This window comes from Archangium violaceum (assembly GCF_016887565.1).
GTDB classification, from domain to species: Bacteria; Myxococcota; Myxococcia; order Myxococcales; family Myxococcaceae; genus Archangium; species Archangium violaceum_B.
In genome coordinates, this window is sequence record NZ_CP069396.1 from 12,462,254 (window position 1) to 12,488,384 (window position 26,131).

General features: G+C 66.1%; 24 protein-coding genes. 8 read left to right on the forward strand and 16 right to left on the reverse strand.

What is annotated here, in order from left to right; all coding sequences use genetic code 11:
• Nucleotides 1-14: 14 nt before the first annotated feature.
• The gene (locus JRI60_RS49785) at nucleotides 15-1,790 is read right to left on the reverse strand and encodes a phospholipase D-like domain-containing protein (protein ID WP_204223174.1); all 1,776 of its coding nucleotides are present in this window, start codon (nucleotides 1,788-1,790) and stop codon (nucleotides 15-17) included.
• Nucleotides 1,791-2,134: 344 nt separating this feature from the next.
• On the opposite strand from JRI60_RS49785, the gene JRI60_RS49790 reads away from it, so the two are divergent.
• Together JRI60_RS49790 and JRI60_RS49795 are read left to right on the forward strand one after the other, a co-directional pair.
• Nucleotides 2,135-2,419 (forward strand): hypothetical protein, encoded by a 285-nt coding sequence (locus tag JRI60_RS49790; RefSeq protein ID WP_204223175.1) that lies wholly within the window; start codon nucleotides 2,135-2,137, stop codon nucleotides 2,417-2,419.
• 355 nt (nucleotides 2,420-2,774) lie between these two features.
• On the forward strand, nucleotides 2,775-4,337 hold the full coding sequence (locus JRI60_RS49795) for a S1 family peptidase (protein WP_204223176.1): 1,563 nt from the start codon (nucleotides 2,775-2,777) through the stop codon (nucleotides 4,335-4,337).
• A gap of 49 nt (nucleotides 4,338-4,386) precedes the next feature.
• Here the strand turns inward: JRI60_RS49795 and JRI60_RS49800 are convergent, their stop codons facing one another.
• From JRI60_RS49800 to JRI60_RS49810, 3 genes are all read right to left on the reverse strand, one after another.
• On the reverse strand, nucleotides 4,387-4,743 hold the full coding sequence (locus JRI60_RS49800; RefSeq protein WP_204223177.1) for a hypothetical protein: 357 nt from the start codon (nucleotides 4,741-4,743) through the stop codon (nucleotides 4,387-4,389).
• A 7-nt stretch (nucleotides 4,744-4,750) separates the two neighbouring features.
• Nucleotides 4,751-6,511, reverse strand: coding sequence for a hypothetical protein (locus JRI60_RS49805; protein WP_204223178.1), 1,761 nt, complete (start codon nucleotides 6,509-6,511; stop codon nucleotides 4,751-4,753).
• Nucleotides 6,512-6,584: 73 nt separating this feature from the next.
• Nucleotides 6,585-6,914, reverse strand: a complete 330-nt coding sequence (locus JRI60_RS49810) for an ArsR/SmtB family transcription factor (protein ID WP_204223179.1) — start codon at nucleotides 6,912-6,914, stop codon at nucleotides 6,585-6,587.
• A gap of 52 nt (nucleotides 6,915-6,966) precedes the next feature.
• Here JRI60_RS49810 and JRI60_RS49815 point away from each other — a divergent pair, with 52 nt between their 5' ends.
• Entirely contained in the window at nucleotides 6,967-7,449 is a 483-nt protein-coding gene (locus JRI60_RS49815) for an SRPBCC family protein (protein WP_239470197.1), read from the forward strand.
• Nucleotides 7,450-7,472: 23 nt separating this feature from the next.
• Here the strand turns inward: JRI60_RS49815 and JRI60_RS49820 are convergent, their stop codons facing one another.
• The gene (locus JRI60_RS49820) at nucleotides 7,473-8,633 is read right to left on the reverse strand and encodes a TPM domain-containing protein (RefSeq protein ID WP_204223180.1); all 1,161 of its coding nucleotides are present in this window, start codon (nucleotides 8,631-8,633) and stop codon (nucleotides 7,473-7,475) included.
• 154 nt (nucleotides 8,634-8,787) lie between these two features.
• On the opposite strand from JRI60_RS49820, the gene JRI60_RS49825 reads away from it, so the two are divergent.
• Entirely contained in the window at nucleotides 8,788-9,465 is a 678-nt protein-coding gene (locus JRI60_RS49825) for a lysoplasmalogenase (protein ID WP_204223181.1), read from the forward strand.
• A 115-nt stretch (nucleotides 9,466-9,580) separates the two neighbouring features.
• Entirely contained in the window at nucleotides 9,581-10,366 is a 786-nt protein-coding gene (locus tag JRI60_RS49830; protein ID WP_343213380.1) for a hypothetical protein, read from the forward strand.
• A 140-nt stretch (nucleotides 10,367-10,506) separates the two neighbouring features.
• Here JRI60_RS49830 and JRI60_RS49835 read toward each other — a convergent pair whose 3' ends face one another.
• From JRI60_RS49835 to JRI60_RS55290, 7 genes are all read right to left on the reverse strand, one after another.
• Nucleotides 10,507-11,718 (reverse strand): tyrosine-type recombinase/integrase, encoded by a 1,212-nt coding sequence (locus JRI60_RS49835; protein ID WP_204223182.1) that lies wholly within the window; start codon nucleotides 11,716-11,718, stop codon nucleotides 10,507-10,509.
• Nucleotides 11,715-11,936 (reverse strand): helix-turn-helix domain-containing protein, encoded by a 222-nt coding sequence (locus JRI60_RS49840; protein WP_204223183.1) that lies wholly within the window; start codon nucleotides 11,934-11,936, stop codon nucleotides 11,715-11,717. Before JRI60_RS49840 ends, JRI60_RS49835 begins: the two co-directional genes overlap by 4 nt.
• Nucleotides 11,933-13,471: a primase-helicase family protein gene (locus JRI60_RS49845; protein ID WP_204223184.1), complete on the reverse strand. Its 1,539-nt coding sequence runs from the start codon at nucleotides 13,469-13,471 to the stop codon at nucleotides 11,933-11,935. Before JRI60_RS49845 ends, JRI60_RS49840 begins: the two co-directional genes overlap by 4 nt.
• Nucleotides 13,468-14,526, reverse strand: coding sequence for a hypothetical protein (locus tag JRI60_RS49850; protein WP_204223185.1), 1,059 nt, complete (start codon nucleotides 14,524-14,526; stop codon nucleotides 13,468-13,470). Before JRI60_RS49850 ends, JRI60_RS49845 begins: the two co-directional genes overlap by 4 nt.
• A 223-nt stretch (nucleotides 14,527-14,749) precedes the next feature.
• Complete coding sequence (locus tag JRI60_RS49855; RefSeq protein WP_204229499.1) at nucleotides 14,750-14,953, reverse strand: hypothetical protein; 204 nt, start codon at nucleotides 14,951-14,953, stop codon at nucleotides 14,750-14,752.
• A gap of 634 nt (nucleotides 14,954-15,587) precedes the next feature.
• Nucleotides 15,588-16,037 (reverse strand): hypothetical protein, encoded by a 450-nt coding sequence (locus JRI60_RS49865; protein WP_204223187.1) that lies wholly within the window; start codon nucleotides 16,035-16,037, stop codon nucleotides 15,588-15,590.
• Nucleotides 16,034-16,663: a hypothetical protein gene (locus JRI60_RS55290; protein WP_430384355.1), complete on the reverse strand. Its 630-nt coding sequence runs from the start codon at nucleotides 16,661-16,663 to the stop codon at nucleotides 16,034-16,036. The genes JRI60_RS49865 and JRI60_RS55290 overlap by 4 nt, the downstream gene beginning before the upstream one ends.
• A 936-nt stretch (nucleotides 16,664-17,599) precedes the next feature.
• Between JRI60_RS55290 and ltrA the strand changes: the two genes are divergently transcribed.
• Complete coding sequence (gene ltrA, locus JRI60_RS49875) at nucleotides 17,600-18,895, forward strand: group II intron reverse transcriptase/maturase (RefSeq protein ID WP_204223188.1); 1,296 nt, start codon at nucleotides 17,600-17,602, stop codon at nucleotides 18,893-18,895.
• Between the two features lie 604 nt (nucleotides 18,896-19,499).
• Nucleotides 19,500-20,018 (forward strand): hypothetical protein, encoded by a 519-nt coding sequence (locus tag JRI60_RS54170; RefSeq protein WP_239470198.1) that lies wholly within the window; start codon nucleotides 19,500-19,502, stop codon nucleotides 20,016-20,018.
• On the opposite strand, the gene JRI60_RS55295 is transcribed toward JRI60_RS54170, so the two are convergent.
• From JRI60_RS55295 to JRI60_RS49890, 3 genes are all read right to left on the reverse strand, one after another.
• Nucleotides 19,991-20,515 (reverse strand): hypothetical protein, encoded by a 525-nt coding sequence (locus JRI60_RS55295; protein ID WP_430384356.1) that lies wholly within the window; start codon nucleotides 20,513-20,515, stop codon nucleotides 19,991-19,993. The two genes, JRI60_RS54170 and JRI60_RS55295, sit on opposite strands and share 28 nt — an antisense overlap.
• Nucleotides 20,516-20,691: 176 nt before the next feature.
• Nucleotides 20,692-21,624, reverse strand: coding sequence for a transposase (locus JRI60_RS49885; RefSeq protein ID WP_204223189.1), 933 nt, complete (start codon nucleotides 21,622-21,624; stop codon nucleotides 20,692-20,694).
• Nucleotides 21,625-21,647: 23 nt separating this feature from the next.
• Nucleotides 21,648-22,256: an Ig-like domain-containing protein gene (locus tag JRI60_RS49890; RefSeq protein WP_204223190.1), complete on the reverse strand. Its 609-nt coding sequence runs from the start codon at nucleotides 22,254-22,256 to the stop codon at nucleotides 21,648-21,650.
• Nucleotides 22,257-22,356: 100 nt separating this feature from the next.
• Here JRI60_RS49890 and JRI60_RS49895 point away from each other — a divergent pair, with 100 nt between their 5' ends.
• Nucleotides 22,357-22,506 (forward strand): hypothetical protein, encoded by a 150-nt coding sequence (locus JRI60_RS49895; protein WP_204223191.1) that lies wholly within the window; start codon nucleotides 22,357-22,359, stop codon nucleotides 22,504-22,506.
• 1,922 nt (nucleotides 22,507-24,428) lie between these two features.
• Here the strand turns inward: JRI60_RS49895 and tnpC are convergent.
• Complete coding sequence (tnpC, locus tag JRI60_RS49905) at nucleotides 24,429-26,105, reverse strand: IS66 family transposase (protein WP_204223193.1); 1,677 nt, start codon at nucleotides 26,103-26,105, stop codon at nucleotides 24,429-24,431.
• Nucleotides 26,106-26,131 lie beyond the last annotated feature (26 nt).

Here is a 26,131-nt window from a genome sequence, read left to right on the forward strand (position 1 = left end):
GGCGCCCGGTGCCCCTACGGGCCGGCGTGGCGGGGGTGCTCGCGCTCGCGCTCCAAGGGAGTGGGCTCCGGCCCGGTGCCCGCGAAGAGCTGGCGGGCGAGCGCCTCGTGACTGCCCGGGACGTAGCGCGAGTCCGACCAGGTGTCGTCCGCCCTCAAGGAGATCGGCTTGTCCACGGGCCTCTTGCCGGCCTCGGCCCGCTTCGCGTTCTCCTTCGCGACGGAACCGCGGAAGTGGTAGTGCTCGAACATCCGCATGAACTCCGTGGCGTAGATGTCCGCGACCGCCAGGTCGCCTCGGATGAGGACGCTGTTCTCGTCGTTACGCCGGGTGGAGTTGTTCGAGTAGTTGGCCGAGCCGGTGATGAGGATGGGATCGTCCCCGAGCGGATTCACGGCGATGATCTTCGAGTGGATGTGGATGCCGGAGTGGTGGAAGCTCTCCGAACTCATGAGGAGCCGCTGCTGGAAGTCGTGGAGCGGGGACTTGAGGGTGACGGCCACGCCCAGCGAATTGGAGGGATCGCCCTTGATGAGCTGGACCTCCTCGGGCTTGCCCAGGCTGCCCTCCTTGTCCACCAGCAGGTAGCGCAGGATGGAGTCCGCCTCGTTCTCGTCGGACAAGGCGTCCCGTATGGGCTGGGCGAGCGCGAACGGGGCGCACACCATCACGTGACTGGCCTGCTCGCAGAGGGCCGCGTACAGCTTGAGCATGTCGTCATTGGACTGCGGCGAGAGGATGGGCCACGCGCCGGGACCTGGGGGAAGCACCTTCTGGTCCAGCACGGGGGAAAGCTTGCGAGCGGCGGCCTTGAGCACCTCGGCCTTCGCATCCGCGAAGAGGAGCTGGAAGTACCGCTCGTAGGTGTCCGCGACCCCTTCGTCGTACAGGGCGTGCCCCACGTTGAGCTGTCCATAGATGGCCCCCTCGGTCCAGTTGGTGGAGCCCGTCCAGACGGCACGGGGCTTGCCCTTGTGGAGGAGCACCAGGAACTTGTTGTGGCTGATGGCGCTCTGGGGATTCTCCTTGCGCTGGTGGACCTGCGCTCCACTCTGGACGAGCATGCTCGCGGCGACCGCCTTCTCGTTCTTCGCCCAGGTGGTGTCCTCCTTGGAGGCCTTGCGATAGTGGTAGGCGACCTTCACCTCGACGCCGCGCTTGGCCGCCTCCACCAGCCCCGCCAGCAACTCCGGCTTCTGGAACTCGTAGATGGCGACATGGAGGGCATATCCCTTGCCTCGCGCCCGGGCCATGAACGCCAGCAGCGCCTCCTCGAGGCCGCGCGACAGCCACGTCAGGGCCTTGCGCCGCTCCCGGGGCTCCATCTCGTCCGGATCCACGTCGCCGAACGTGTCGTTGTAGGCCTGACTGGCGGCCGCGCCCCGGTTGAAGAAGACGGCGGTGCGCTCCGAGGAGGGGTCCTCCGTCGTCACGTCCAACTCCACCGTCGCGCCCGACGTCAGCGCATCCCAGCGGCCATAGCGGGCGATCACCCGGTAGCGGTACGTCGTCCCCGGCTCGACGGTGTAGTCCCCCCAACGGAACTTCTGCACGGGGGAGTGCTCGCTGGTGATGGCGCCGGTGCTCTTGTCATTCGGGAACCGCAGGCGGTTGGGCAACCACCGCCAGGCCGTCGGGGTCTTCCGCTTCGGGTCCAACCGGGCCCGCTGGATGGAGAACCCGAGACACCCCTTGCGCAGCTCCTCCTCCAGGTCGATGCCCAGCAGGAGGTTGTGCGTTCCGGCGATGGCTCGAACCGTCAGGCCGCCGCGGCTCTTGCTGACTCTCATCTGTCCACCTCTCCTTGTCGGAGAGAGGCTTCCGGAGACGGATGTGACCCCCCGCCCGCCCCACCCGCGCCCACAAGGGCAGCCGAGCGAGTGCCGCCGGGCGGACAACCGATCCTCCTGTTGAACGACGAAGTCGCGAATTCCCCGCTCAACCCCCTTCGCAAAGCGACGGGCCATGGGCACATCAGGACAAGAACCGCGGCGCCATCGAAGTCGCCCCGCAATAGAACCGGGTGGCACGCGTTGAGAGCGACGGCGGACGAGTTCTGACGCCCCGGAGCGTGGCTCGGGCCACGGGACGGGGGTGGTGGGAACAGGTACGCGATCAGCACGGGGGTGTGGTCGTGAAGACGGCGATTTTCTGTCTGATGGCGAGCCTGCTCACCGGAGCTCCGGCGGCGGTGGTGGCGATGTCGACGCGGAGACCCCCACCGGCGGTGACGTGCGAGCCGGGAGCGAGCAACTGCACGACCCCGGAGGGGCAGATGGACGAGTCCTCGAGTCCCACCTCCGAGCGCCACCCATGCGACTGGGTGGAGACATGCCAGCTGCCCTGCGGTCGCGAGGGGGGCGAGTGCTGCCATGCCGAGTGGAGCTGCCCTCCGGACGCGAACCTGCCCCGGTGCTGAGCGCGCCAGCACCCGGGAGCCCGTAGAACCGCACCGTGGGTTCGTGAACCACCCTCGCCCATGAGCTGGGCTGGAGGGAAACACGCATCCAGGAGAAGAACCGCCCCCCTCTCCCTCCCTCCCCCTCCCCCTCTCCCTCTCCCTCTGGGAGAGGGTCGGGGTGAGGGTATTTCGATCCTCGGGTTGACCCTATCTCCGCCCTACCTTCCTCTAAAAGAGGGCTGGGCGAGAATTGAGTCATTTCTCCGTTTTAACGAAACAGCCCCGAGAGCTGGACTAGCTTGTCTTTCTTGATTTTTTAGAATTCCAAGCAAAAACTACACGCCCGCCCCCCCCAAACCCGAGAGAACCACCCATGAAGAATCGAAAGCTCAACGCACTCTCCACCGTGACGACGTTGTTCACCGGTCTGGCGACGCTCCACGGCCTGCCCGCGGTGGCGGCCGAGGCCGTGTCGGCGCAGGACGTGTCGCCGGAGATGCTCTCCGCGATGCGCAGGGACCTGGGGCTGGACGAGGCGCAGGCGCGCCGCCGGCTGGAGTTCGAGGCGAAGGCGCCCGGGCTGGAGAAGGGGCTGAGCGCGGAGCTGGGAGACAGCTTCGGAGGGGCCTGGCTGAGCAAGGACGGCACCCAGCTCATCGTCGGCGTGACGGATGAGGCCAGCGCGGCGCGCGTGCGGCGTGCGGGAGCCGAGCCGCGGCTGGTCAAGCACAGCAAGGCGAGGCTGGAGCAGGTGGTGGCGGAGCTGAACGGCAACGCCCGGAACGCGCCCGCGTCGATCCACTCCTGGTACGTGGACGTGGCCACCAACAGCGTGGTCGTGCAGGCGGAGAACGACACGAGCCTGACGGCGGCGCGGGCCCAGTCGTTCGTCGCGCTGAGCAGCGGCGCGAAGGATGGGGTGATCCGCGTGGAGCACTCCACCCAGGCCCCGCGCCCGGCGTACGACGTGCGCGGCGGAGAGATCTACTACTTCGGCACGGGGGCCGGTGGCTCCTATGGCGTGTGCTCGGTGGGCTTCTCGGTGTACGGCGGCTTCGTCACCGCGGGACACTGTGGCGGGGCGGGCACCCCCACGCTCGGCAACAACTGGCAGTCCATGGGCACCATCCGGGGGTCGGTGTTCCCCGGCAGTGACTACGGGTGGGTGGCGACCAACGGCTCGTGGACGCCGCAGCCCTGGGTGTACAACTACAACAACGCGAACGTCATCGTTCAGGGCTCCAACGCGGCCGGCATCGGCGCGTCCATCTGCCGCTCCGGCACCACGACCGGCTGGCGGTGTGGAACGCTGCAGGCCACGAACGTCACGGTCAACTACTCCAATGGCCCGGTGTATGGCCTGTCCAAGACGGACGCGTGCGCGGACCCCGGTGACTCGGGTGGCTCGGTCCTCTCCGGCAATCAGGCGCAGGGCGTGACGTCGGGCATCGCGGGCGGCTGCTCCAATGGCAATCCTCCCCAGACGTTCTTCCAGCCCATCAACCCCATCCTGAGCGCCTACGGCCTGTCGCTCGTCACGAGCGGCGGTGGAGGTGGCGGCCAGTCGTTCGTCTCGCGGATGAACGGCAAGTGCATCGACGTGCCCAACAGCAACTTCTCCGACGGCGTGCAGGTGCAGATGTGGACGTGCAATGGCACCAACGCCCAGAAGTTCGCCTGGGACGGCGCCCGGCTGAAGATTGGCGGCAAGTGCCTGGACGTGTCCGGGGCCTCGACGGCCAACGGCACGCGCATCCAGATCGCCAACTGCAACGGCAACCGCGCCCAGGACTTCGTGCTGAGCGCCGCGGGTGACCTGGTGAGCTACCTGGCCAACAAGTGCGTGGACATCGAGGGGTACAACGCGAACGACGGCGCCAAGCTGAGCATCTACGACTGCCACGGCGGGTCGAACCAGAAGTGGGATTACCGCTAGTCGCGGCGTAGCACCCCGGGGGCGTGGCCAGTACGGCCACGCCCCTGTTTCATGACGGCTCCAGGGCCGACAGCCGGTCGATCGCCGCGCGCAGCCGCCACTCGGCGAAGGCCAGACCGATCAACTTCCCCGTCACCGCGAGCGTCGCGAGGAGTGCCACGACGCCCCACGCCGACGGGCGCGAACCGGACACCCATCGCAGCGCGGTGAAGACCACGCCGGCGAAGACGAACACCGAGCCGGTCTCACAGCCGCAGGCGCGAAGCCCGCGGTTGATGGCACGCTCGGCGGTGCGCACGGCCTCGTCCTCTCGCGCCAGCTCGAGGACGACGCTCGAAACGCCTCGCCGCGCCGTCCGATGCTTCAGCGTCCGCAACTCCATCGTCGAGCGAATGATTCGCCGCATGGCCCGTTCACGGCAGCAGCGAGGCCGCGCCGTCTCCCGTGATCCAGTCCCACGCGGTGCGCGCGTCGTCGAGCGTGAAGCGCGGCTCGCCGCTGAGCAGGAGGTATTCGAGGACCGCCGCCGCGTCGATCCCCACGCCGGTCGATGGCGCATACATGATCTGATCGAGGCTGCGGTCATTGAGGTTGCGATCCTTGTGGTCGAGCCCCCAGTAGTGGCCGAGCTCATGCACGAGGACGAAGCGGAAGCCCCAGTCGGGCGTGCGGTTGCGGTACGTGACACCGCTCATCCGCGCATCCTTGTCCGAGGGCCGGAACCACGAGGTGAGACCGAACAGCTCATTGCCGTTCGCATCGGGGACGTAGTGGAAGTGACTGATGGACGGAATGAGGGAGAGGTCGTCGTTCACCCCCGTGCGTCCTAGCCGCTGGAAGAGGGCCTGCTGGACCGGGTCCCCGGGAGGGGTCTGCTCGCTGGCGTTGAGAGGGACGTGGTCCCTCGAGGTCGCCTGGATGCCGTCGATCACGGGGAAGAAGAGACGCACGCCGAGCGCGGCCGCCTTGCGACTCGCGGTCTCGAGGTGGGTGCGGAACTTCGCGCGCGTGATGGCGAAGACGTGGAACTCCGGGACCGAGCCAGGGCCGTCGCGCAGGAAGGTCTCGAGATCAGCGTAGGAGACGTGCAGGGAGGTGCCGGCGTAGACCACCTCGCCCTCCGGCTCGTTGATGACACGCCCGCAGTCCGAGAGATGACCGGCGAGCGCATGGAGATTGATGACGCCCTCGTCATGCAGCGCCTTCAAGTTCAGCCCGCGGTCGTTGGAGCTGAGGAACATGCGGCGCGCGTCGGCGTGGAAGGCCAGGCCCATCGGGCGGACGTTGATGCCGATCTGTTCGAGCGCTCGCTGCTCTCGCTCGCTGCCCGCGCCGAAGGACCGGGCGACGGCGGAGCGGATGACGTCCTCGAGCTGATGCTGGTTCACGCTGTCGCGCACACCACCGACCGCCGCGCCAATCACGCGCAGGGGGAAGAAGACGACGAAGCCGGTGTCGAGCAGGGCGCGGCCGATGGCCGTCCCGAGATCCGTCAGGCCGCGCAGCAGACGGCAGAGGTTGCCGCCGAGCACGCCGAGGACGATGTCCCCGAGCGAGTGGACGGCATCGCGGATGACCGACACGAGGTCGCGCACGAGACCGATGAGCCCCTTGACGATGCCGAGGACCACCCCGAGCCAGCCGAGGGAGCTGGCGAGCGAGTCGATCAGGCTCTCCACGTCGGTGAGGATGTCGATGACATCACCGAGGAGGAGATCGACCAGGTCGAAGATCTCTCCGACGGTGTCGAGGACGATCGTCCAGAGATCTCGAAATGACTTCAGCGCCTCGAGGGGATCGGAGAAGAGGCAGACCACGAACGTGACGAACCAGCCGACCACGCGAAGGACGAGGGTGACGATGATGCCGATGACGACGGTGACGATCTGACAGACGATCGTGACGACCCATTTCACGACGGTGACGACCACCCACACCACGACCTTCACCACGATCGTCACGAGCTCGCAGAACCACCGCAGGGGGTTCCACCACGGCAGCTCGCGGCAGCGCTCTTCCTGCCGGGAGACCCACTGATCGACGGGCTGGCTGACCTTTTCCTCGATCCTCTGCTTGAGCTCTTCGCACTTCTCGCGCGCGGCGGTGATGAACTGTGTCACCGGCACGAGGATGTTTTGAGTGATCCACTGCCGGACTTCCTGACACGCCGCCATGACAGGCCTCCGCCAAGACAGAAGGCGGGAGGCTGGGATGTGACACGGCTCGAATCCGAGGCCCGTCGCGCGCCTACCCCTGCCCCTCGAGATCCGACTTCAACCGCGCGAGCAGCTCCACCGCGCCCTCCGCGTAGCGGCTGATCCACCGGTCGTGGATCTCCTTGATGGGGAGCGGATTGAAGTAGTTCCAGCGGTGTCGGCCGCTCCGCTTCACGATGATCAGCCCCGCCTTCTCGAGCACACCGAGGTGCTGCATCACCGTGCACCGGTCGAGCTCCGCGAAGTGCTCGACGAGCTCCCCGGTCGTCCACGGCCGGGTCTTGAGCAGGTCGAGCATCGCGCGCCGCCGCGAGTCCCCCAGCGCCTTGAAGACCGAGTCGTGGACGTCACCGCTTGACATGTTATAATTTCATAACATATTGAATGTGAGCGGGCAATGCGCGGAGGCACATATGGGGCAGGAGAAAGGCGCGACGTCGGCGGCTGTGGGTGAGATGGACCTCAAGTTCCAGGTCCACGCGAAGATCGCGAAGCCGGTCGCCGAGGTATTCGACGCGGTCTACAACCCGAAGAAGCTGAGTGGCTACTTCACGACCAACGGAGCGAGCGGACCGCTCGACGAAGGGAAGACGGTCACGTGGGACTTCGCCGACTTTCCCGGCGCGTTCCCGGTGCACGTGCGCAAGGTCGAGTACAATCGGCTGATCGAGCTCGAGTGGCAGGCGGGCGATGGCGACTACAACACCCAGGTGCGCATGGAGTTCGAGCCGCTCGACGGGAATGCGACGCTGGTGCGCATCAGCGAGTCGGGATGGAGGAAGACGCCGGAGGGGCTCAAGAATTCCTACGGCAACTGCATGGGCTGGTCGCAGATGCTCCTTTGCATGAAGGTGTTCGTGGAGCAGGGAACGAACCTGCGCGCGTTCCTCTATTAGCCCTTCCAGCCAGGAGTCCGGGCCTACCAGCTCCCGCTGGAACCGCCTCCCGAGGAGCGGCCGCCACCAAAGCCGGAGGAGCCGCCGCGGGAGCTGCCCGAGGAGGAGGAGCTGGGACGGGTCTTCGGGGGCGTGCTGCGCGTGAAATGGGTGTGATAGCTGCAGTGCTTGCAGGTGACGTTGACCAGGACGGTTCCTCCATGGTCATACGTCGCCTCCCGAAGCGTGGTCATCGACTCCGACTTCGTCTTGTACGCGCACTGGGGGCATTTCGAGTAGACGGTGAACCAGGAGCCATAGCGCTCCACCCGCACGTCCTCGCAGGACACACACCACCACGCGTCGTAATCCACCGAGCCCAGGTTCTCCTCGCGCCGCTGCCCGGCATCGAGGTGCGCATCGTCCGCGGACTCATCGAGGAGCTGGCGCGGCTGCTGGCAGCCCTCGCAGATGCGCGGGCGCCGACGCAGCCAGCGGCGCAGGCCCATGAACCCCATCACGAGTCCACCGGCCCCTCCACCCAGGAGCCAGGGGTTCGCGTCCGAGGCGGCCTGCTCGAGCCGTCTCGAGAGCGTAGGGCGCGGGGGCTCGGGAGGATGGAAGGGCTCGGGGTCGGACGGAGCCGGGACGGAAACACGCACGGGGGGGGCGGCGGGAGGAGCCGGGGAAGTGCCGCGCGGGGACATGTTGAGGGGCGACTGTTCGAGCAGCTGGCTCAGCCCCCGAGCGCCCGCGAGCACGGCCCCCTCGGGGTCCCCCCGCTTGAAGGCGGGGACGATCTCCCCGGACATGATGGCGTCGCTGCGCCGCGTGTCCTCGGAGCTGTCGACGCCGTTACCGAGGACGATCTCCGCCTTGCGGTCCTTCAGGGCGATGAAGAGGAGCGCCCCATCATCCCGCCCGGCATGACCGATGCCCCACCGGTTGAAGAGCTCGGTGGCGAAGGTGCGCGGGTTGCGGCCGCCGGTCGTGCGCACCACCACGACGGCGAGCTGGCCGAGCCCCTGGTCATCGACGTCCCTGCCCCACCGGTTCACCCCGGCGAGCGTCGAGGAGGAGAGCGTCCCCGTGGTGTCCACGGCCCAGGAGCCCGACACGGGCCGGGGAATCGAGCCGACCGTCTCGCCCCGGGCGGGAAGCGCCAGGAAGCACAGCAGGAGGGTGCAAGACAGGAGAGCGCGCATGGGCACATCATACGTCGATGGAACACTCACGCGTCGACCCCCCGCCCCGCCCGCCCCACGCCTCGTCCTTCACCGCCTTGGGGGCGGGCATCGGTCTCTCCGAGCGCGCCTGTGTAAGCGCCCAGCGCCGCGATGTGCGAGCGTAGGGCCCGACATGCGTTTCATTGCGCCCTGGAATCTCGGCCTCGCCGTGCTCGGAGGGATGGGCGTCGCCGCCTTCCTTGCCGGCATCCATCTGGACCTCTCCTGGCTGCGGCTCTCGAGCAAGGCCGTGCCGGTGCTCTGCCTCGCCATGTGGCTGTGGCGTCCGCGCGAGCGCTACGCCTGGTGGATCGCCGCCGGTCTCGTCCTCTCCCTGGTGGGCGACATGGTGCTGGAGGTTGACGAGCAATTGTTCCTGCCCGGCCTGGGTGCTTTCCTGCTGGCCCATGTGGCCTATGTCGCCGCGTACCTGACGGTCTCGCGCACGCCACGCTGGGGCCTGGGCGCGCTCGTCCTCCTCGCGGGCGCGGGCATCTGGCAGCTCCTCCGGCCCCACCTGGGAACATTGGCCCCGCCCGTGGGCATCTACATCGCCGTCATCTGCACGATGATGTGGCGCTCGGCTGCCCTGATGGGCGCGGAAGGGCTCGCCCGGAGAGAACAGTGGGCCGCGCTGATAGGAGCCCTGTGCTTCGGCCTGAGCGACGCGCTGCTCGCCTTCCGGCTCTTCGTGTTCCCCGTCGAGGGCATGAGCTACGTCAGCATCCTGCTCTACTGGGTTGGACAGCTCGGCATCGCGTTCTCGGCGGTCCCCGCGCCACTCGCGAACGCCACCCGCGCCGGGCCCTGACAGCCGGGCTTCACCCAGGGGCACCGTGACAGCATGGGGCTGGAGTCAGGGAGAACCCAACAGGACCCATTGCCCGCCTTGACTCAAGGGGTCAAATCCGCTCCCCTGTGCGTGCGTGAAGCGCGCATGCACGAAGGGACAGCACGTGGCGAACGAGAAGAAAGGCAGGGATGGTGGGACGGAGCCGTTCCAGCTCGGCAGGAACTACGAAGAGGTAGGGCCCGACCTGGGGAGACTCCACGAAGCGCGGAATGAGGGCACGGGCAGGGCGGCACTGACGCTGCTTCCCACCGAGCGCGTGGACTGGCGGCCCGAGGGCCCCTGGCGGGTGAGGCTGTCCTGCGAGCCGGAGCAGCCCTCCGTGACGCTGGAGGTGGAGCAGGCGCCCGCCTCGGCTCGGGTGACGGAGCTGGCGGACATCCTCGTGTTGATGACCGCCGCGGTCGAACGCGTGGAGGACAACCCCCGGGTGCAGGCTCACCTTGCCAGAGGGCGAGTGAGCCCCTGGGAGCGGTGGGGACCGCGGGCCGTCGCGAGCCTCGCCGTGCTCGCCCTGGGCCTGGGAGTCTGGCCGCATCTGGCGAGCAGACCCGAACACCTGGAGCCCATCTCGATTGGTGTGGATTCCAGAAGACCCTCACGAACCGATGCACCGAATTTGATCAATACGGATGATTCACAGACACCGGCCATCACCTACCCGCTGCCTTGGGAGCCTTTTCGCAACCAGGCGAAGGCGCCCTGCCGAATCAAGACAGGAGAAGTCGAGATCAATGGGGGTTGTTGGGTGGCGCTCGAGCGACGTCCGCCCTGCACCGAAACGCAGGCCGAGTACCAGGGCAAGTGCTACCTGCCCGTCTCGAAGGATCGGGGCGGTCTGCCGCAATCCGTCCAACCCTGAGCGAGCAGGGCAAGAACAGAGACACTCCTGCGAAGCGTGACGAAGCGGCGGGTTCGATTCCCGCCGCGTCCACACTCAGAAGCCCAGCAATCTCAAGGGGTTGCTGGGTTTTTCTTTGCCCTCGTTTTCCTCATGTGCCCTCAGTGTGCCCCTTCGGCGCTTCTGGCCGGAGCGGCTTGGAGCTGGGGCACAGGCCGGTCGAGCTGCTGCACTGCGCTCGCGAGCATCTCGGGGGACAGGTGCGCGTAACGCTCTGTCATCTCGATGGTCGAGTGCCCCATCAGTTCCTGGATCGCCTTGAGCGGCACGCCACGCATCGCGAGGTGGCTCCCGTAGGTGTGCCGCAGGTCGTGCCATCCGATGCGGCCCTGCTCGCGGCAGATGTCCGCCTCGCGAAGCGCACGCTCCAGAGGGCCCTTCATGGTCCCATTCGTGTGTGGCTGCCCGTCCGCCTGACAGAACACGTAGGGACCGCGCAGGTGCCGGTGTTCCTTGAGCGCTTCCAGGGCCGAGCCCGGGAGATCGACCGTGCGCTCGCGTCCGCCCTTGGGCAGGCCCGTCACACCACGCCAGATCGTGCGCCGCACTTGCAGCTTGCCGCGCTGCAAGTCCACGTCGGCCCACTGGAGCCCCATCAGCTCGCCTTGCCGCAGTCCAGTCTTGAGCGCCACGAGCACGACCGCGCGCCAGTCAGGAGCCGCAGCGGCGACAACCCGCTCGGCTTCCTCAAAGCTGAGAAAGTCAAACGCCGCCTTCGCAGTCTTGAAGAGTTTGACGCGCGGAACGTGCGTGATGATGCCGTGCTCCTGTGCAAGCGACAGCATCTTGCGGAGCACCGTTAGCGCGTTGTTGATGGTTTTGAGGCTCAGAAGCGCGGGCTGGATGTCCTTGCGCTTGCGAAGGGCTGCCTTCGTGGGGGCATCCTTCCGGGCGCGGGCTCCCGACGTCTTCTTGCGCATGGCTGCTTTGAAGTCCTCGATCTCGGCGAGACCGATGGAGTCCAACGGCATACGGCCAAGAGCCGGAATGACGTGCTGGTCGAGGATCTGCTTCTTGGAGACAACGCTTGAATGTTTGTTGTTGTTCTCGCTGTACGTGAGGAAGCGCGGGACAAACTCGTCAACGGTAGGCATTCGCCCCGCCTCGCTCTGCTTTTCCTTTCCGAAGGAACCCGTGAGGAGTGCGTGCCGGATCTGACGCTCGTATTCCTCAGCGCCCCGGCGGGTGTTGATGGGCGATGCCTTGCGCACGCGCTCCACCCTCCCGCTCGGGTGCTGATACTTGACGTCGATCCACCACGCTTCCTGCACCTTGCCCTCCTTCGTCTTCCACTTCCGCAGTCTGACGCTCATGGTTTCTTTCCAAGCGCGGGACTGCTGTTACCCGGCGTCCAGGATAGCAGAACGCTCCGGCGAAGTCGGACAGATCGACCGATGTGGAGAACTCCCGGCACCTCTCCGCGCCGGATCAACTCGTAGAGCGTTTTCCGGTTCACACGCAGGAGAACGGCGGCTTCGTCCACGGTCAGGAATTCAGGTGCATTGGAATCACACCCGGGGGGCGTGGTCATCGTGTGTCTCCGCGCCCACTGTCGGGCGTTGCGCGGCTCGGCATGGGCTCCACGGACGAGTAAGCGGCGCTTGCACTCGCACCGGGCACGCTCCGGGCTCCCGAGAGAGGAACTACCTTCGCTGCCTGTGGCGTTGAGTCGTCGCCCGTCTGGTGCCAGGGCGGCAGCCAACCCCGAGCCTTGTTGTCGCGCTGCTCAATCCAGCCCGCCGCCTTCAACGCGGCCAGAAAGGTTCTCTTCTGCGGCGGGTGCTTCTGCCCCACCACGCAGCAGAAGCCACAGACCGCCGCGTACAGCGCATCGTTCGTGAATGCCTTGGACTTCCCCACCAGCGGTCCCGGGGCTCGGTTCATCACGCTGGCCTGTCGGCTGCTGAATGCCCAGTCGCGGAGCTGCCCGTCTGCGTCAGGACTCTCGTTGAGTTCGCGCAGGAATTGCTCGGTCACCGGCTCGCTGAGCTGCTGAAGCTCCTCGCGGGAAGTGTTCGCGTGCGGTCTGCGGACTCGCTGCAAGTCCACCTCTCGGGTGCCCATTGCGTGAGCGAAGGCGGCGATCTGACGCATGAACTCGGGCGTGAATGAGTCGTCCTCCCCCGGCGAGTGAAGCGACTCCAAGAATTCCCGATGCGTCATGCCGAGATCGGGATGCGCGTGCTCGGCGGGCTTGGCTTTGTTGTGAAACACGGTCCAGCGGCGGTCGGCCTCCTCGATTTCGATGGGCTTCGTTCGGTTGGTAGCGGCGAGCAGCGCGGCGCGGTTGGCCGCTGGCGTTCGGGCAACGCCCTTGCTCTCCAGGAAGACTTCGCTATCTGTGATTGTCGCCTTGAGCCCGTCCCCGAGTGAGCCGCCGCGCCTGTGGTTGTCGAGCAGCTCGTTGGCGAAAATGAGCAGCTTTGTCGCGAAGTGGAGGTTGTAGGGCTTGGCCAAGTCCGACTCGCCAATCTGAACGCAGTTGGAGGGTCCGAGCAGGTGAGCAAGCACGCGATAGAGCACGTTCTTTCCCGAGCCCGGGGGCCCTTGCAGAAGGATGGCGGTGCCCGGCCTGAAGCCGGGACGCTGGACCTTGAACGCGATCCAGTTGAGCAGCCAATCGAGCCCGGCTTCGTCTTCGGCGAGCCAGAGCAGGACGCGACGCACAGTGGGCCACTCACCCGGCACTGGCACGAGCGAGGGGGCCTCCCAGGTGTTGACCGCGAGCGTCCCGTCCCCACGCAGGAGAAGATCGGGCGCGTTCGGCTTGCACTCAATGGCCATGACGCCCGCGCACAGGCCCGGCACGTTCGGCGAGGCGGCCAACGGGCTGACTCCGCGTGGCCATGTGTCGCGCGGGGCCAACAGCCCGCGAAGGATCAGGTAGTCCTCGGCAGCCTTCTGCGTCAGGAACTCCGAGGCGAAGCCGCGCCCATCGTGGCGCCGTGCAAAGTAGCGCTCCAGCGGAACGACCTTCACGAGCGGCAGCTTGGCAATGTGGGCAAGTGCCGCTTCCACGTCGGCTGCGTTGGCCAGCGTGTCACCGGGATTGATGCTCGTGCTCATTGCGTGCCTCCGTTTCGGTGGCCCGAGGTGGCCGCCAGCTCCAGCACCCGACGCCATGCCGCGTGATCTGCTTCCCGTTGGGCTGCTTTCTGGTGGTCCCATTGCGTGAGCTTGGCGCGAGCCCCGCGCAGCCCTCGCAGCGCTTCGCCCCACACGTCACGGGAGGGCTCCACCCGCGCGAGCGCATCGAGGGAGCGGCGCGCAATCTCAAGAAGGCTCACCGAACTCTCGTCAGGCTCGGCCACGCGCGCGAGCATTTCCGTCAGCTTGTTGATGCCGAGGTGCCGCTGCCCGCCGAGCATGAGCACTTCGCCTGCGTCCACCTGGGAGAGAACCGTCACGGCATCGGGACGCTTGAAGCGCCGCAGCCGCACGCGCACAGCTTGGGGATCTGCCGCCCGCGAGCCGTCCACCTGCTCTTCGCTGGGCCGCTCGGCGTAGCGCGCGAAGGGCTCCCGTAGCAGGGAACCGAACTCGGCCTGCACGTCGAGCGGCTCGCCCTGGTGATGCTCGGGGGCTGGACGTGGGAGCACGTTGGACGGGTCCCAGCTTGGCAGGTAGTAGAGCCGCGCAACATCCTTGCAGGACGCATCGGCCTTCAACGCCGCTTCTGCCAGCTCGCCGAGCCCCACGCACTGCATGAGGCGCGGCCACAGCCGCTCCGACCATCGGCTCGCTGAGCCCACGGGCACGGGCTCACTGAACGGGAAGACGACGCGGTAGCGGATGGGCTTCGCGGTGCGCCCGTAGGAGTGCGTCGGGTAGGCGAGGAACCACAGCCCACGACGGCGCAGGCTGGCGAGCCACGCATCCAACGCGGCCTGTGTCTCGCCGTCGAAGTCCACGATGGCCAGGGTGACGTGAGAGAAGTTCGCGTTGCGGCGGTAGGGGGCTGTCGCGGGTTGCCCGTCCTTGCCCTCGTAGAGCCCATCAGCGCGCGGCGGATGCGGCTTGGCTGGGATGATGGCGCGGCCATCCTTTTCCGCGCGCAGGATCGGGTCGGCGGCAACCTCGAAGAGCGCGACCATCAACTCGCCCGCCGAACCAAACTCCACGACATCCAGGCGCCCGGGAGTGAAGCGCGAGTCAGTCAGGCAGATCGTCCAAACGGGGGACAGGGCCCGAGGTTCCGTGACGCAAACCCCAACGCGGGGGGGCTCCGTCACTGCTCCGTCACCGTGGTTTTCCCTCTGTACGTGACGGAGTGACGGAACTTTCTCTTCCTTAAGAAGAATAGAGAGAAGAGGAGAGGAGATATGAGCTGCGTCAGTCACTCCGTCACGCCCTCTCAGCCGCGCTCGGCGGGGTAGCTGCTGGCGTCAGCGCGTTGGACTGGGCGAGCGTGTAGACGCGCGGCACCGCGCCACGCACGCCGGGCCTGTAGCGCAAGGACTCGCGCACCGTCCCCGTTGCGAGCAGAGCGCCCAGGGTGCGACGGATGATTTGCTCTCCGTCTCCGAGGCTGGCGCGCAGCTCCTTCACAACGCGCTCGGGCTCGTTGAAGCCTGGAGTTACAGCTACACGCCCACGGGCGCGAGCCGCCCGGCAAGCGTGGCTGTGAGGCTGGGCCTCGTTAACCCCGGCGGGGAGCCCTGGACGCTGGCAGGGGCAGTGCTGGTGGACTCGGCGGGGGAACAGGTGGAGCTTGCCGCGTGGCAGGAGGCTCCCACCCCCCCAAATGGTGCTGGCGACGTCGTGGTGGGCGCTCAGGGGGGCCCCGCGCAGCTCGGCTGCCCCTGTACCCTCAAGCTGTGGGAGGTAGGGGGGCCGCGCACCGTCACCCTTGGGAACGTCACATTCCCGGCCGTCGATAAGGCTCGGCGCGACGATGGTGCCGCCACCCCATGAAGCACTCGGGCATTGTATGGCCGTCAGGCGTTCGCGACAGGCAACGTTGTGCTACGGGACGCGCACCAACAGCAAGAGGTCCGTGTGCACCACCCCCCGCAGCGAGTGCCTTATCCGCTTCTCCTCGCGCATGTCCATCAACACCCATCTGTCACTAGGAAGGTTCTGGCGCGTCGCCCTCCTTTTTAGGTCAGCCGAGTGTCCCTCTGTTGAATAAGGAGGGATCACATCGGCCGCTGTGAGGTGAAACCGGAAGCGGACACAGCCCCTATGCGGTGAGAGTACAGACAAAACCTAGCAGCTCGGCCCCCTCACAGCATCTACGGGCACACTCCCGATCATCGCTCTCCACTGCTGTTTCACCCAAGCTAGCCAGTCGGTCAACCAAGCGGCCTGCCTCATCCACCGCGAGGCCACCATCCTCCGAGAGCAAGTGAACCAGGGATTCCCGATTCGCGTTGGGTCTCAGGCCAGTGAAATAGAGCTTCGGTCCCCTCACGGCTGCATATAGTCCGATACCTGCACCGAGTTCGCGCACCCGTTTCGCGACCAGCTCATTGGAGACCTCGACCATCTCCACTGGCCGAGCAACAATAGAATCCACGATCCGCTTGGAGACACCAAGCGATAGCTTGAGTTCACGACGAAGAAGATGAACGAGATCCACCGAGCGTGGATCGTCCTTCCAGCCCGAGAATACAAGTTGAATGGGGCTCATTTTACACGGACTCGAATTGGACGAGGCGTGTGACCGGGGCGCGCTCCGGTCGTTCGCGTCGCACCTTGAATGATGACTTCGCTTGCACCACGTGATCGCCCGAACTCACGGATAATCTCACCCATTTCCTTCAAACCGCTTGTTCCGGCGCCCTGACCTTGAATGTGGGCCTGATCAAGCGTGATCGTCCCCTCATTGATTTCGATGTTGCCCATGATTCGAATTTCGCCATTCTCGCCTTCTGCAACGATCTCAATCACTCCCTCCTCTTCCGTGACCTCAGTAATCCTCGGTCCAGTCTTCGCATCTTCCTGCTCCTTGGTGTTCTCATTAAACAGCGACGTGAACGATTCCGTTTCAGGCACGGGCCGCGTTTCAGGCGCGGGCCTTACCTGGGGACGGCCCCTCTTCTCCGCGTAAGTATCCAACGCTTCTTTGATGGCGAAGCCTACCACCACAACGCCCGCCACAACTATCGCTCCCACGACGATCTCCGGTGCCGCCAGCACACAGACTCCGAGCCCCATGGCAGCGGCGCCCGTAGAGGCCACCGCGCATCGTCCCGTGGTGTCGTGAAACTCGATCCGGTCATGGTCGAGGGCATGAAAGCACCGCTCCGCCAGCACGGGCCAGGGCTCGGAAGCTTCGCGGACGGCGCAACGCCCCCCGTCCGTCCACGGCAGCGTCGCCGCTCGCTGGAGATTGGCGAGCCTCGGGTCACGGGCCGCTGGCTCTCGGGGGCTCGGCGCTGACGTAGCGCAGGCTGAGACGTAGAGCAGCAGGGCGATGCACGCTCGGAAACGCATGGCTACATCCTCCAATCAAGTCAGGACCTATCGGGTCCTGGTGGGGCTGTTCGGAGTATGCCAGCGCGCCCTGACAGAGACGAACGAGCACGCGGGGGGGATCGGCACACGGCAGCCGCAGCTTGGGCCAGTGGAGGGCTCCCAGGGCGGTAGCGGTGCCAGCGGGCGCGCTCTCGCGGACAGTGAGGAGGCCCCCGCCAGTCGCACACCGCCCGGCTTGGGGGAGGGCCGCTGAGGTGGGGCGCATGTGCCCTCAGTGTGCGTGCGCCGTGAAGGTGCACTTGACCAGCGGGTGGAAGTCCCGCCCGAGGAGGAAGTCGACCCCCTCGGTAGCTATCTGGCGGGGACGAGGGGTGACCCTCGGACTCGAAGCCCAGAGACAGAAGGCCTCGAAAGGAGGTCGAGCAAGCGCGCAGGCCGCAACGTGAGTGAAGCCCGAGCAGGCCCCGAAAGGGCAATCGTGGGAGCCGACCTGACGCACATACAGGGAAGGCCAAGCGCCCGGCGAGAAGGTCGACTTGAGCGTCGCCGAGCGGACCACCGGGGTAGTGGGGCGCGGCATGCGTGCACACGGTGAGGTGCGCAACACGGGAGACCTGGCCCGAGCGGGATAGCGACCCGAACACGCCGACAAGGGCGTGGCGAGGGCCAGGAGTCGGAGGGGCCTACAGTACCTGAGAAGCGGGTAACGACCGTGGAGGGAAGGGGCCCTGGTTCAGGGTGCTTCGTGAGGAGCGAACGCAGCGGGAGATTGGCGTGAGCCTAACAACCCCTACAAAGCTCGAAGAGCTCCGAGCGAAGCTGTACGCGAAGGCCAAGGCGGAGCCGGCGTTCCGGTTCTACGCGCTGTACGACAAGATCCATCGGTGGGATGTCCTGGCGGAGGCGCTCAGGCAGTCGAAGCACAAGAGGGGCGCGGCAGGAGTGGACGGGCAGACCTACGAGCAGATCGAGGCGCACGGCGAGGAGCGCTGGCTCAAGGAGTTGCAGCGCGAGCTGCAAGGGATGACGTATCGGCCCCAGCCCGTACGGAGGGTGCTGATACCCAAGCCAGGAGGAGGTGAGCGGCCGCTCGGGATCCCCACGATCAAGGATCGGGTGGTCCAGACGGCGGCGAAGCTCATCCTGGAGCCAATCTTCGAGGCCGACTTGAGCGAGGCTGCATACGGGTACCGACCCGGGCGCAGCGCGGTCGATGCGGTCCGAGAGGTCCATCAGGAGCTGAAGCGAGGGCGGACCCAAGTGGTGGATGCGGATCTCTCGAAGTACTTCGACACGATTCCCCATGCGGAGCTGATGAAGAGCGTCGCGAGGAGAATCGCGGACAAGGCGGTGCTGCATCTGGTGAAGATGTGGCTGAAGGTGCCTGTGGAAGAGAGAGACGAGCAAGGACGCCCGAAGTACAGCGGAGGCAAGCGCTCGAAGCAGGGAACGCCGCAGGGAGGTGTGATCTCGCCACTACTGGCGAACATCTACATCAACCGGCTGCTGAGAGTGTTCGCCAAGAGCGAGCTGATGAAGAGGAGCGGAGCGGTGCTTGTCAACTACGCCGATGACTTCGTGGTGGTAGCCCGTCGGGGTGCCGCGGAGGTGTTGGCGCAGGTGAAGCGATGGCTCGATGGGATGAAGCTGACGCTCAACGAGACGAAGACGAGCATTCGCGATGCGCGGAAGGAGCATTTCCGCTTTCTCGGGTACGAGCTGGGACCCCTGGTCTACAAGAAGACCGGCCAGAAGTACCTGGGAGCCCGACCTTCGAAGAAGGCGATGGAGCACGCCCGAGAGGAAGTGAGCCGAATTCTCCGACGCGGCAGGACGGAGCGCTGGGAGGAGATAGCGGGCGAGCTCAACCGGTTCCTGCGAGGGTGGGCGACGTACTTCGCCTACGACTCGCCGATGCACGCGTTCAATGTGCTGGACTGGCACGTGACCGAACGGGTGAGGAACTTCCTGAGCAGGAGGCACAAGGTGGCGCGAGCAACGTCACGCTTCAAGTACAACGAGGTGCACCGGAGCCTCGGAGTGCTGGAGGTACGTGCACTCCTGCGCTGAGATGCGTCGCGTGAAACCTGTCCGAGAGCCGGATGCAGGAAATCTGCACGTCCGGTTCGATGAGCGGCGTGGAGGAAACGGACCGTGGGTGAGACTCGGCGAGAAGGCGAGCGAGAGCGGACCTTCGCAGCAGGCGCCGACGAGCCCGAGCGGCACCGCGCCTCCCGTCGACTCTACCCCTCCAGCGGGGAAAGGGGCGGAACACGAGGGCACGGGGTGGGACGGGACGGGATGACGAACCCGAGGAGAATCAAGGCGTTAGCGGGTAACAGCGCGTCCTGCTTAGGGTTTTCCATCGCCTCGTTCACGGGTTCGATTCCCGTCGCCTCCACTAAAAGTTACCCGCCGCTCTGAGCCGAGCCTACTCCCAACGAGGATGCGCGGCTCGCCTTGGGGGACCAAATCGATTCTTGTCGGACCAAATTCGGACCAAATCTGGAGGCGAGTGCATAAGAGGAATGGGGGCACGGTGGCACCCTGGTCCGGGTCCGGAGCGGTCCGCTCCACCCTCCTGCTCGCCATCTTCGCCGTCGCCTGGGCCGTCTGCGATCGGACGTGGCCCGGGATACTCACCGCTGCAGTGGCGGCAGTCGGCGGACCCGCCGTGGAGATCCTGCTCGTGCGCGCGGGCACCTTCGTCCACCACGAGGTGCTCGTGCTCGGCATTCCGGGTTGGCTGCCCCTGCTCTACCTCACGGCTGCCGTGGGATTGGGGGGTTTCTCCCGATGGCTCGCGGCGGCGAGGACCCCGTCCGTAGACGCGGACCTTGGATTGCCAGCCGCTGGCGCCGTCCACGAGGCGCTCCAGACCACCCAAGCCATGGATCTAGCGCGGCGGCTGGACGAGGGCCACGCCCTCTACCAGCCGGAGGTCTTCCTCGTCGGGCCCTACGAGGACTACATCAACGGCAGTGCCATGGTGCTCGACGGTGGATTGTCGTCGCATCTGGCCAACGACGTGCCTTCGTTCCAAGAGGGCCGGGAATGGCGTCATGCCTGCGGGATGGTGTTGAGCAGCCGGTCCGGGACCGCCGTGGTCCGCTGGACCGGACCAGACGTTAAGCTATTGCTTCAAGTTGCCACTGAAGATGTCTCCTACGGAGGGCATGACCCTGGAGTTTGAGGGAGGATGTATGCTGCGGTTCCCTCGTAGCTATAGCCATAATAGCGGGCAGCATTCAGGGATTCCTGCCAAGACAGAGTATAGAAGTGGTCGCTGCCACGACTCTTATATAGTCTGTAGAAGGGGCACGTCCCTGTCTGATTCCATGAATAAACGTAACAGGCGACGCCCTCGTCCGTATATCCATACGCGGCAATAGCGATGTCCCGCTCCTGTGAAGAGGTCGTGTAGAAGTGATCACGGCCTCCATAGCTGTACAGGCGGTACAGAGGAACCGTTCCCGGTTCTTGGGTAGACATGCATCTACCGGCAACTCCCTCGTAGGAATAGCCATAGTTGGAGGCCGCGCGGAGTGCCTCGTCCAGATTTGTTGTGTAGAAATGATCCGTGGCCCCGTTGCTGTACAGCCTGTAGAGGTCCACTGGACCAGCCAGCGCGGTACACGATACGACCAACACCGCTACAAATACAGCTTGGCACATTCCTCTTCGGGTCATTGCGCTCTCCTTTAGCGGATTGCAGATAAAGTTGATCTTTGCTGGCTGCGGGGACAGGGGTTCTCCAGTGCTGAGGGGTGTCTGGCAAGCAACATCGGGCGTATAGGCGGGATAGGGCCCCCGGGTGTCAGAGGACTCGTAAGGGGGCGCCGCCGGAGGGTGTCCGCCGGAGGGTGTCAAAGAACTTGAGCGACACCACGCGGCACGACACGTGGCGGAAAGGAGAAGAGCGGAAAATTCGCCGAGAAGTCCCCTCTCATCCACCGAGCCGCCGCCTCTCGGAAGGCGGCGACGAAGGCCCGGTACTGCTCGCGCAACGCCTGTAGTGCCTGGCGCGTGGAGGCATGCCCCAACGGTCGAGGGCTCCGCTTGAGGTGCTCGGGCCGGGTATGAGGGTGCTGTGCCCGCACAGCTCGCGCCCCCAAGACGGTCGTGTCCTGTGCGCGAGCCTCGGCTTCCACCGCCTCCACGAGCCCCCGCACCGCGCGCCTTCTCTCCTCCTCCCCCAGTCCTTCCCAGCATGGCAGGGGCGCCACCTCCAACTCCACTGGCTCGGCAATCTCCTCGGCGAAGCGCCCCGCCCCCGCCTCCAAGTCCTCGCTCCCTCTCTTGCTCCAGCGCTTCGTCCAGTTGAACCATTGGAACACTCGCCTCGCCGGCCCCAGCAGCTGCGGCAGGCACGTGAGTCCCGGCCACTCGGCACTCCGCTCCACCAGGCCCTCCTTCACCCCATGGGCCAGCACATAGCGCAACCGCCCCACCAGCGCCGTGTCGTCCAGCACCGGCTCCGCTGAGTAGCGCCGCTCCCAGAAGCCTCCACTCCAGTCCACCAACCGTCCCACCTTCCTGGAGAGGTTGGCGCGCAGGTACTGCATGAAGGAAGCGAGCGCGGCCCCACGAGCCCACACCAGCAGGTGGAAATGGTTGGAAGCGAAGGTGAAGGCGTGCAGCCGCACGTTACCGGCGCTCTGCTGGACGGCTCGCGCCAGCACCCCACCCACCACCTCGTTCACCTCCGCGCTGGGACGCAGCAGCAGCCGTCCCTGGAAGCACCTGGACGTGACGAAGTAATAGCCCTCCTCCTGGAACATCCTCAGCGGCCAGCCCATCCCCATCCCCAACGAGCGAGTCGCTACGCCCAGTGCACCCGGCGAGCCAGCTCCAAGTCCTTGGAAAGACTTGGGGATTCATAGGGACACCCAGTCTCGTTCCGTGGCTTGAGTCCCGCGTGTCGAGTCCTTTGACACCCTCTCGGGCGCCCCCATCCCTCCCCGGAGAAGGTGTCAAACACTTCGTACGCATCAACGGCCACGGCCTCCAGGGTATGGGAGCCGCGCGCCTCCGCGCCGACGTCCCAGTCCACGCTGAAGGGCGGAGGGACGCTCGCGAGGTACACCCCATCCCAGTAGTAGTTGACCCAGACGACACCGACATCGTCCGTGGTGTCCACCCGCAGGGGGGCGATGCCGGTGAACGTTGCACCAGAGGAGAGTGAGGTGATGGCGAGGGTCGGGGACGTGTGGTCGACGGCGATGGTCACCGGGCTGGAAGTGGCGGCGTTGCCGTGGACATCCGTGGCGATCGTCGTCAGCGTGTGCGCGCCGAGCGCCGCCCCCGTGGCGTCCCACGTGACGTAGAAGTAGGGGGGAGAGGCGGCGGTACCCAGACCAATTGACACCCCATCCACGAAGAACTCGACCTGACTCGCCCCAGAGTCGCTGCCCGAGAAGGTGTCAAACACTTCGTACGGGCCTGCGCTCGGTCCTCTTCCCGCGAGTACATGAGTGACCACCCTGGGCGAGCCGGCCTATGCCGCCGCGTCAGCCCATCGGAGAAATATCATGGGGGACTTCAGCCCCAGGAGCCTGCGCTCGGTGAGCATCGGCGGGTCCGCGGGAGTACACGAGGGCCAGACGTTGACCACGGTGGTGGCACAACTGCTGGCCCTGGTGGGGACGATGAAGCCCGAGACGGAGCACTCGGAGTCCTGAGCCCGTCGCGGCTCATCAACGCGTCGCGTGGGCGAACACCCGAGCCAGGGAAGGTGGCTGAGCGGGGCAGCTGTCCTTCTGTGGTCGACCTGCCGGAGAGCGGCCCGCGGTCATGGGGTCACGGAGGCCAACCCTCGTATATATCCAGGATGGACGTGATGCCATTCCGGCATTGGACAAGGAACCTGGCTCCGTTGGAAGTGGCGGGCCCTCCGGCTGGGTAACCCCAACGGACAGAAACCTGACCGTCCGAGAGCGCTGGCACACTGATCGTTCCCTCATACGTATACCCTCCCCCAAAAACAGCCCCGCGCACAGGACGTCCAGTCACGGTTTGCGCGGCACAATCCAAGCCACCTCCCGCCGGACCAACATCCCCTCTGTCGCCCTTGTCGCCCTTGTCGCCCTTGGGTCCTATCGGGCCAGCGGGACCCACCTCCCCCTGGTCTCCTTTGTCTCCCTTGGCGCCCGGCGGACCAGCCACTCCGGGGTCTCCCTTGACGCCCTGGGGACCTTGTGGGCCGACAGGACCGATATCGCCTCTTGCCCCCGTCGCACCTGCTGGACCGGTGTCACCCTTGGGTCCGGCGGGGCCCGTGTCGCCCTTCGCACCGGGTGCGGCCACCGTCACGGCCAAGGCCGAGTTCTGCTCGGAGCCGGGGCCCGTGGAGACAGTGAGCAGGTATGTCCCCGGGGACTTGAGCAGTCCGAAGGGAATGCTGACCGTCAAGGCGGCATCCTGTTGCGCGAGCACTCCGGCCGGGAAAGCGGCGAACTTGACGGTAGGCGTGACCGTACCGAAACCCTCGCCGTAGATGTAGAGCCTGCCCGCGGCCGGGTCTGCCTCCACGGACGTGATAAGCAAAGGGGCCGCGGAAGCAGAACCGGTAAACAAAAAAGCGGCAAACACAGCATGCCGCCACACAGAACCAACCATGAGTCCTCCAGGAAATGTCCGTTCAATCGAACAGCTCCTGATAGCATGGAATGCCGAATTCAAAAATTAATACGAGGGATGGGGACCTGAGGAGGGGGATGGCTGGAACCGAAGGGGAGAGGAATGCTGCGGCGTATAGGCAGGATAGAGGCCGTGTTGAGGGGGAGGGCTGGTGCAGAGGGGCCGAGGAGGGCCGCTGACGGGTGGCGGCCGAGCAGTGAGCCGGGCCGGTGGAGAGGCCACGCAGCCTCCTTGGGCATGCCTGCCCAGGCCGCCCTCCCATGAGGGGAGCGGCAGGGGCATCAGGTCTCTTGGCTGTGGCGGCGTAAGCCTCAACACCAGGCGCCCTGGGGTGGCGCTCGCGCCGGGGTCAGGCTCGCACCTGCCGTGGGCAGTCCCAGGTGCTACGCTTGAATCTGCTCAGATGTCGTCGCGCTCTTGAGTTGTTTGTCAAGGGGGGGCACCGTGCTAGACGTGTTCGCCTGCGTGATGTGTGGATGCAGGCGGGTCTTGGCGGACGTGAAGGGAGCGGGAGGGGTGAGAGCGATTTGGGAGCACCTGGGGCCCACGGTGAGTGTGCGGTTGGCCCCTGCGTGAAGGCCACCCCAATCCGCGTGGTGTTGAATCTCAAGACAGCCAAGAGGCTCATCGCTCCAGCCCGCCGCCCGCAGGAGTGCCCTACCTTTCCTGTCGTTGAAGAGAAAGGCGGAAAGTCAAAAAGGAAATTTCTCCAATCCTCAGTGTTGATTTTTTTGGTTGGGGGTTGATTTCTACAAAACATGAACATTGTGGAGGGGATTGAGTCGATGAGCACGACGAAGGCCATTAGCGGGGATGTTGCGCGGCTATTCGAGGTAGCGAAGCCGGGAGCGGTAATGGAGGCGGAGCTCAGGTCTAGAGCGTATCCGCTCGGCGGAGCGGTGCAGCGAGGAGACGGAGATATGGTAGGGGGCGCGTCGTCTGGTTCGACCTGGAGGAGCAGTGCTCAGGTCGTCGCGGGCGAGGCAGAGAAAGCCTGCGCGGCGGCCTGGCGCGCGGCTCTCCACATGGGCGGTAGCAGTTCCTCGAGTCGGCGCTGCGGCCAGCCCTGGGAGAGCTTCTCCAGCACGTCGGCCATGTACGCCCACGGGTCCACTCCAGCCAGCACGCAGGTGGCCACCAGCGTGTACACACACGCGGCGCGCTCGGCTCCCGCGTCACTGCCGGCGAACAAGTAGTTCTTCCTGCCGACAGCAATCTCCCGCAGCCGCAGCTCCGAGGCGTTGTTGTGCAAGGGCAGGCGCGCATCTTCCAGGAAGCGGCTCAAGGGCTTCCACTGGTTGATGGCGTAGAGACACGCTCGTGCCAGCGGACTCTTCGGCGGCTCCCGGTTGTAGGTGTCGGCCACCCAGCGCCCCAGTTGCTCGGTAACGGGGCGCGAGAGGGTGTCACGCCTGCGCAGCCGCTCGGCCTCGTCCACCTGCTGCTCGTCGGCTTCTCGCTCCACCTCGAAGAGCCGGCCGATGAGCCAGAGCGGCAGCGCCGCTCGTGTGTCCCCGGCTTCCAAGGCCTCCACGAAGTAGCGCCGGCAGTGGCTCCAGCACCCCACCTCCACCGCGGTGGCACCCTCGCGAGTGAAGAGCTTGTCGTAGCCCTTGTACCCGTCCACCAGCAGCCAGCCGCGGCGCTCGTCCAGGAAGGACAGCGGCCCCTCCTGCTTCCAGTCCGGCGTGTACACGAAGGCCGCCCAGGTGGTGTCCCCGAGGTACACCCACATGTGCCCGCGCTTGAGTCCGTTGGGGTGCTCCCTGTCGAGCACCTTCAGGTGCGTGTCGTCGCTCTGCAGCACGTGCGAGGCCAGCGCCCTGCGGCCCACCTCCCGCGCCAGCGGCTGGAGGAGGTCGGCCCCCGCCGCCACCCAATCCGAGAGCGTCGAGGTGCGCAGCTGCACGCCGTGGCGCGCGTAGAGGCCGCTCAGCCGGTGCAGCGGCAGGTGGTCCTTGTATTTGGACACCAGCACGTGCGCCACCAGACCCGGCCCGGGCAAGCCCCCCTCAATCACCCTGTCGGCGGGAGGTGCCACCACCAGTCCGTCACCACACGGCCGGCAGGCGTACTTGGGACGCACCTCCTCAATCACCTTGAAGTGGCCGGGCACCCACTCCAGCGTCTCGCTCTTCTCCTCGCCACAGCGCGTCTTGTCCCGCCCGCACGCCTCGCACCGCAGCGCCTCGGGCGCTGGCTGGTGGACGCGCTGCTCGCGCGGCAGGTGGGAGGGCAGCGGGCGGCGCCCGTGTCCCTTGCGCTCCTTCTTTCGTGACTCCTTGTTGGGCGGCTCGGCCGGGGGTGGGGCGCCCTGCGCGACGCCAGCCTCCCCGGCGCCAGGCCTCGCCGCCTGCGCCTGCTGAGCACCAGCGTCCTCCTGTCCCAGCTGTGTCAGAAACAGCGAGAGTTGCTCGGCCGACAGCTTCTCGCTGGTGCGGCCAAACCGCTGGCGCATCGCCTTGCGCAGGCGCAGCTCCAACTCGGTGTTCTTCTCCACCATTTGCGTCAGCAGCCCCACCACCAGCTCAATGGCCTGCTCCTCCTGGCCCTCGGCCAGCAGCCCCCGCAGCAGCGCCGCCACGCCGTGCACATCCGTCGTCTTCTTGCCGGGGGCCTCGCCGCTCATGATACGGGACATGAGCCACGGCCCGGCCCCTCAACGCA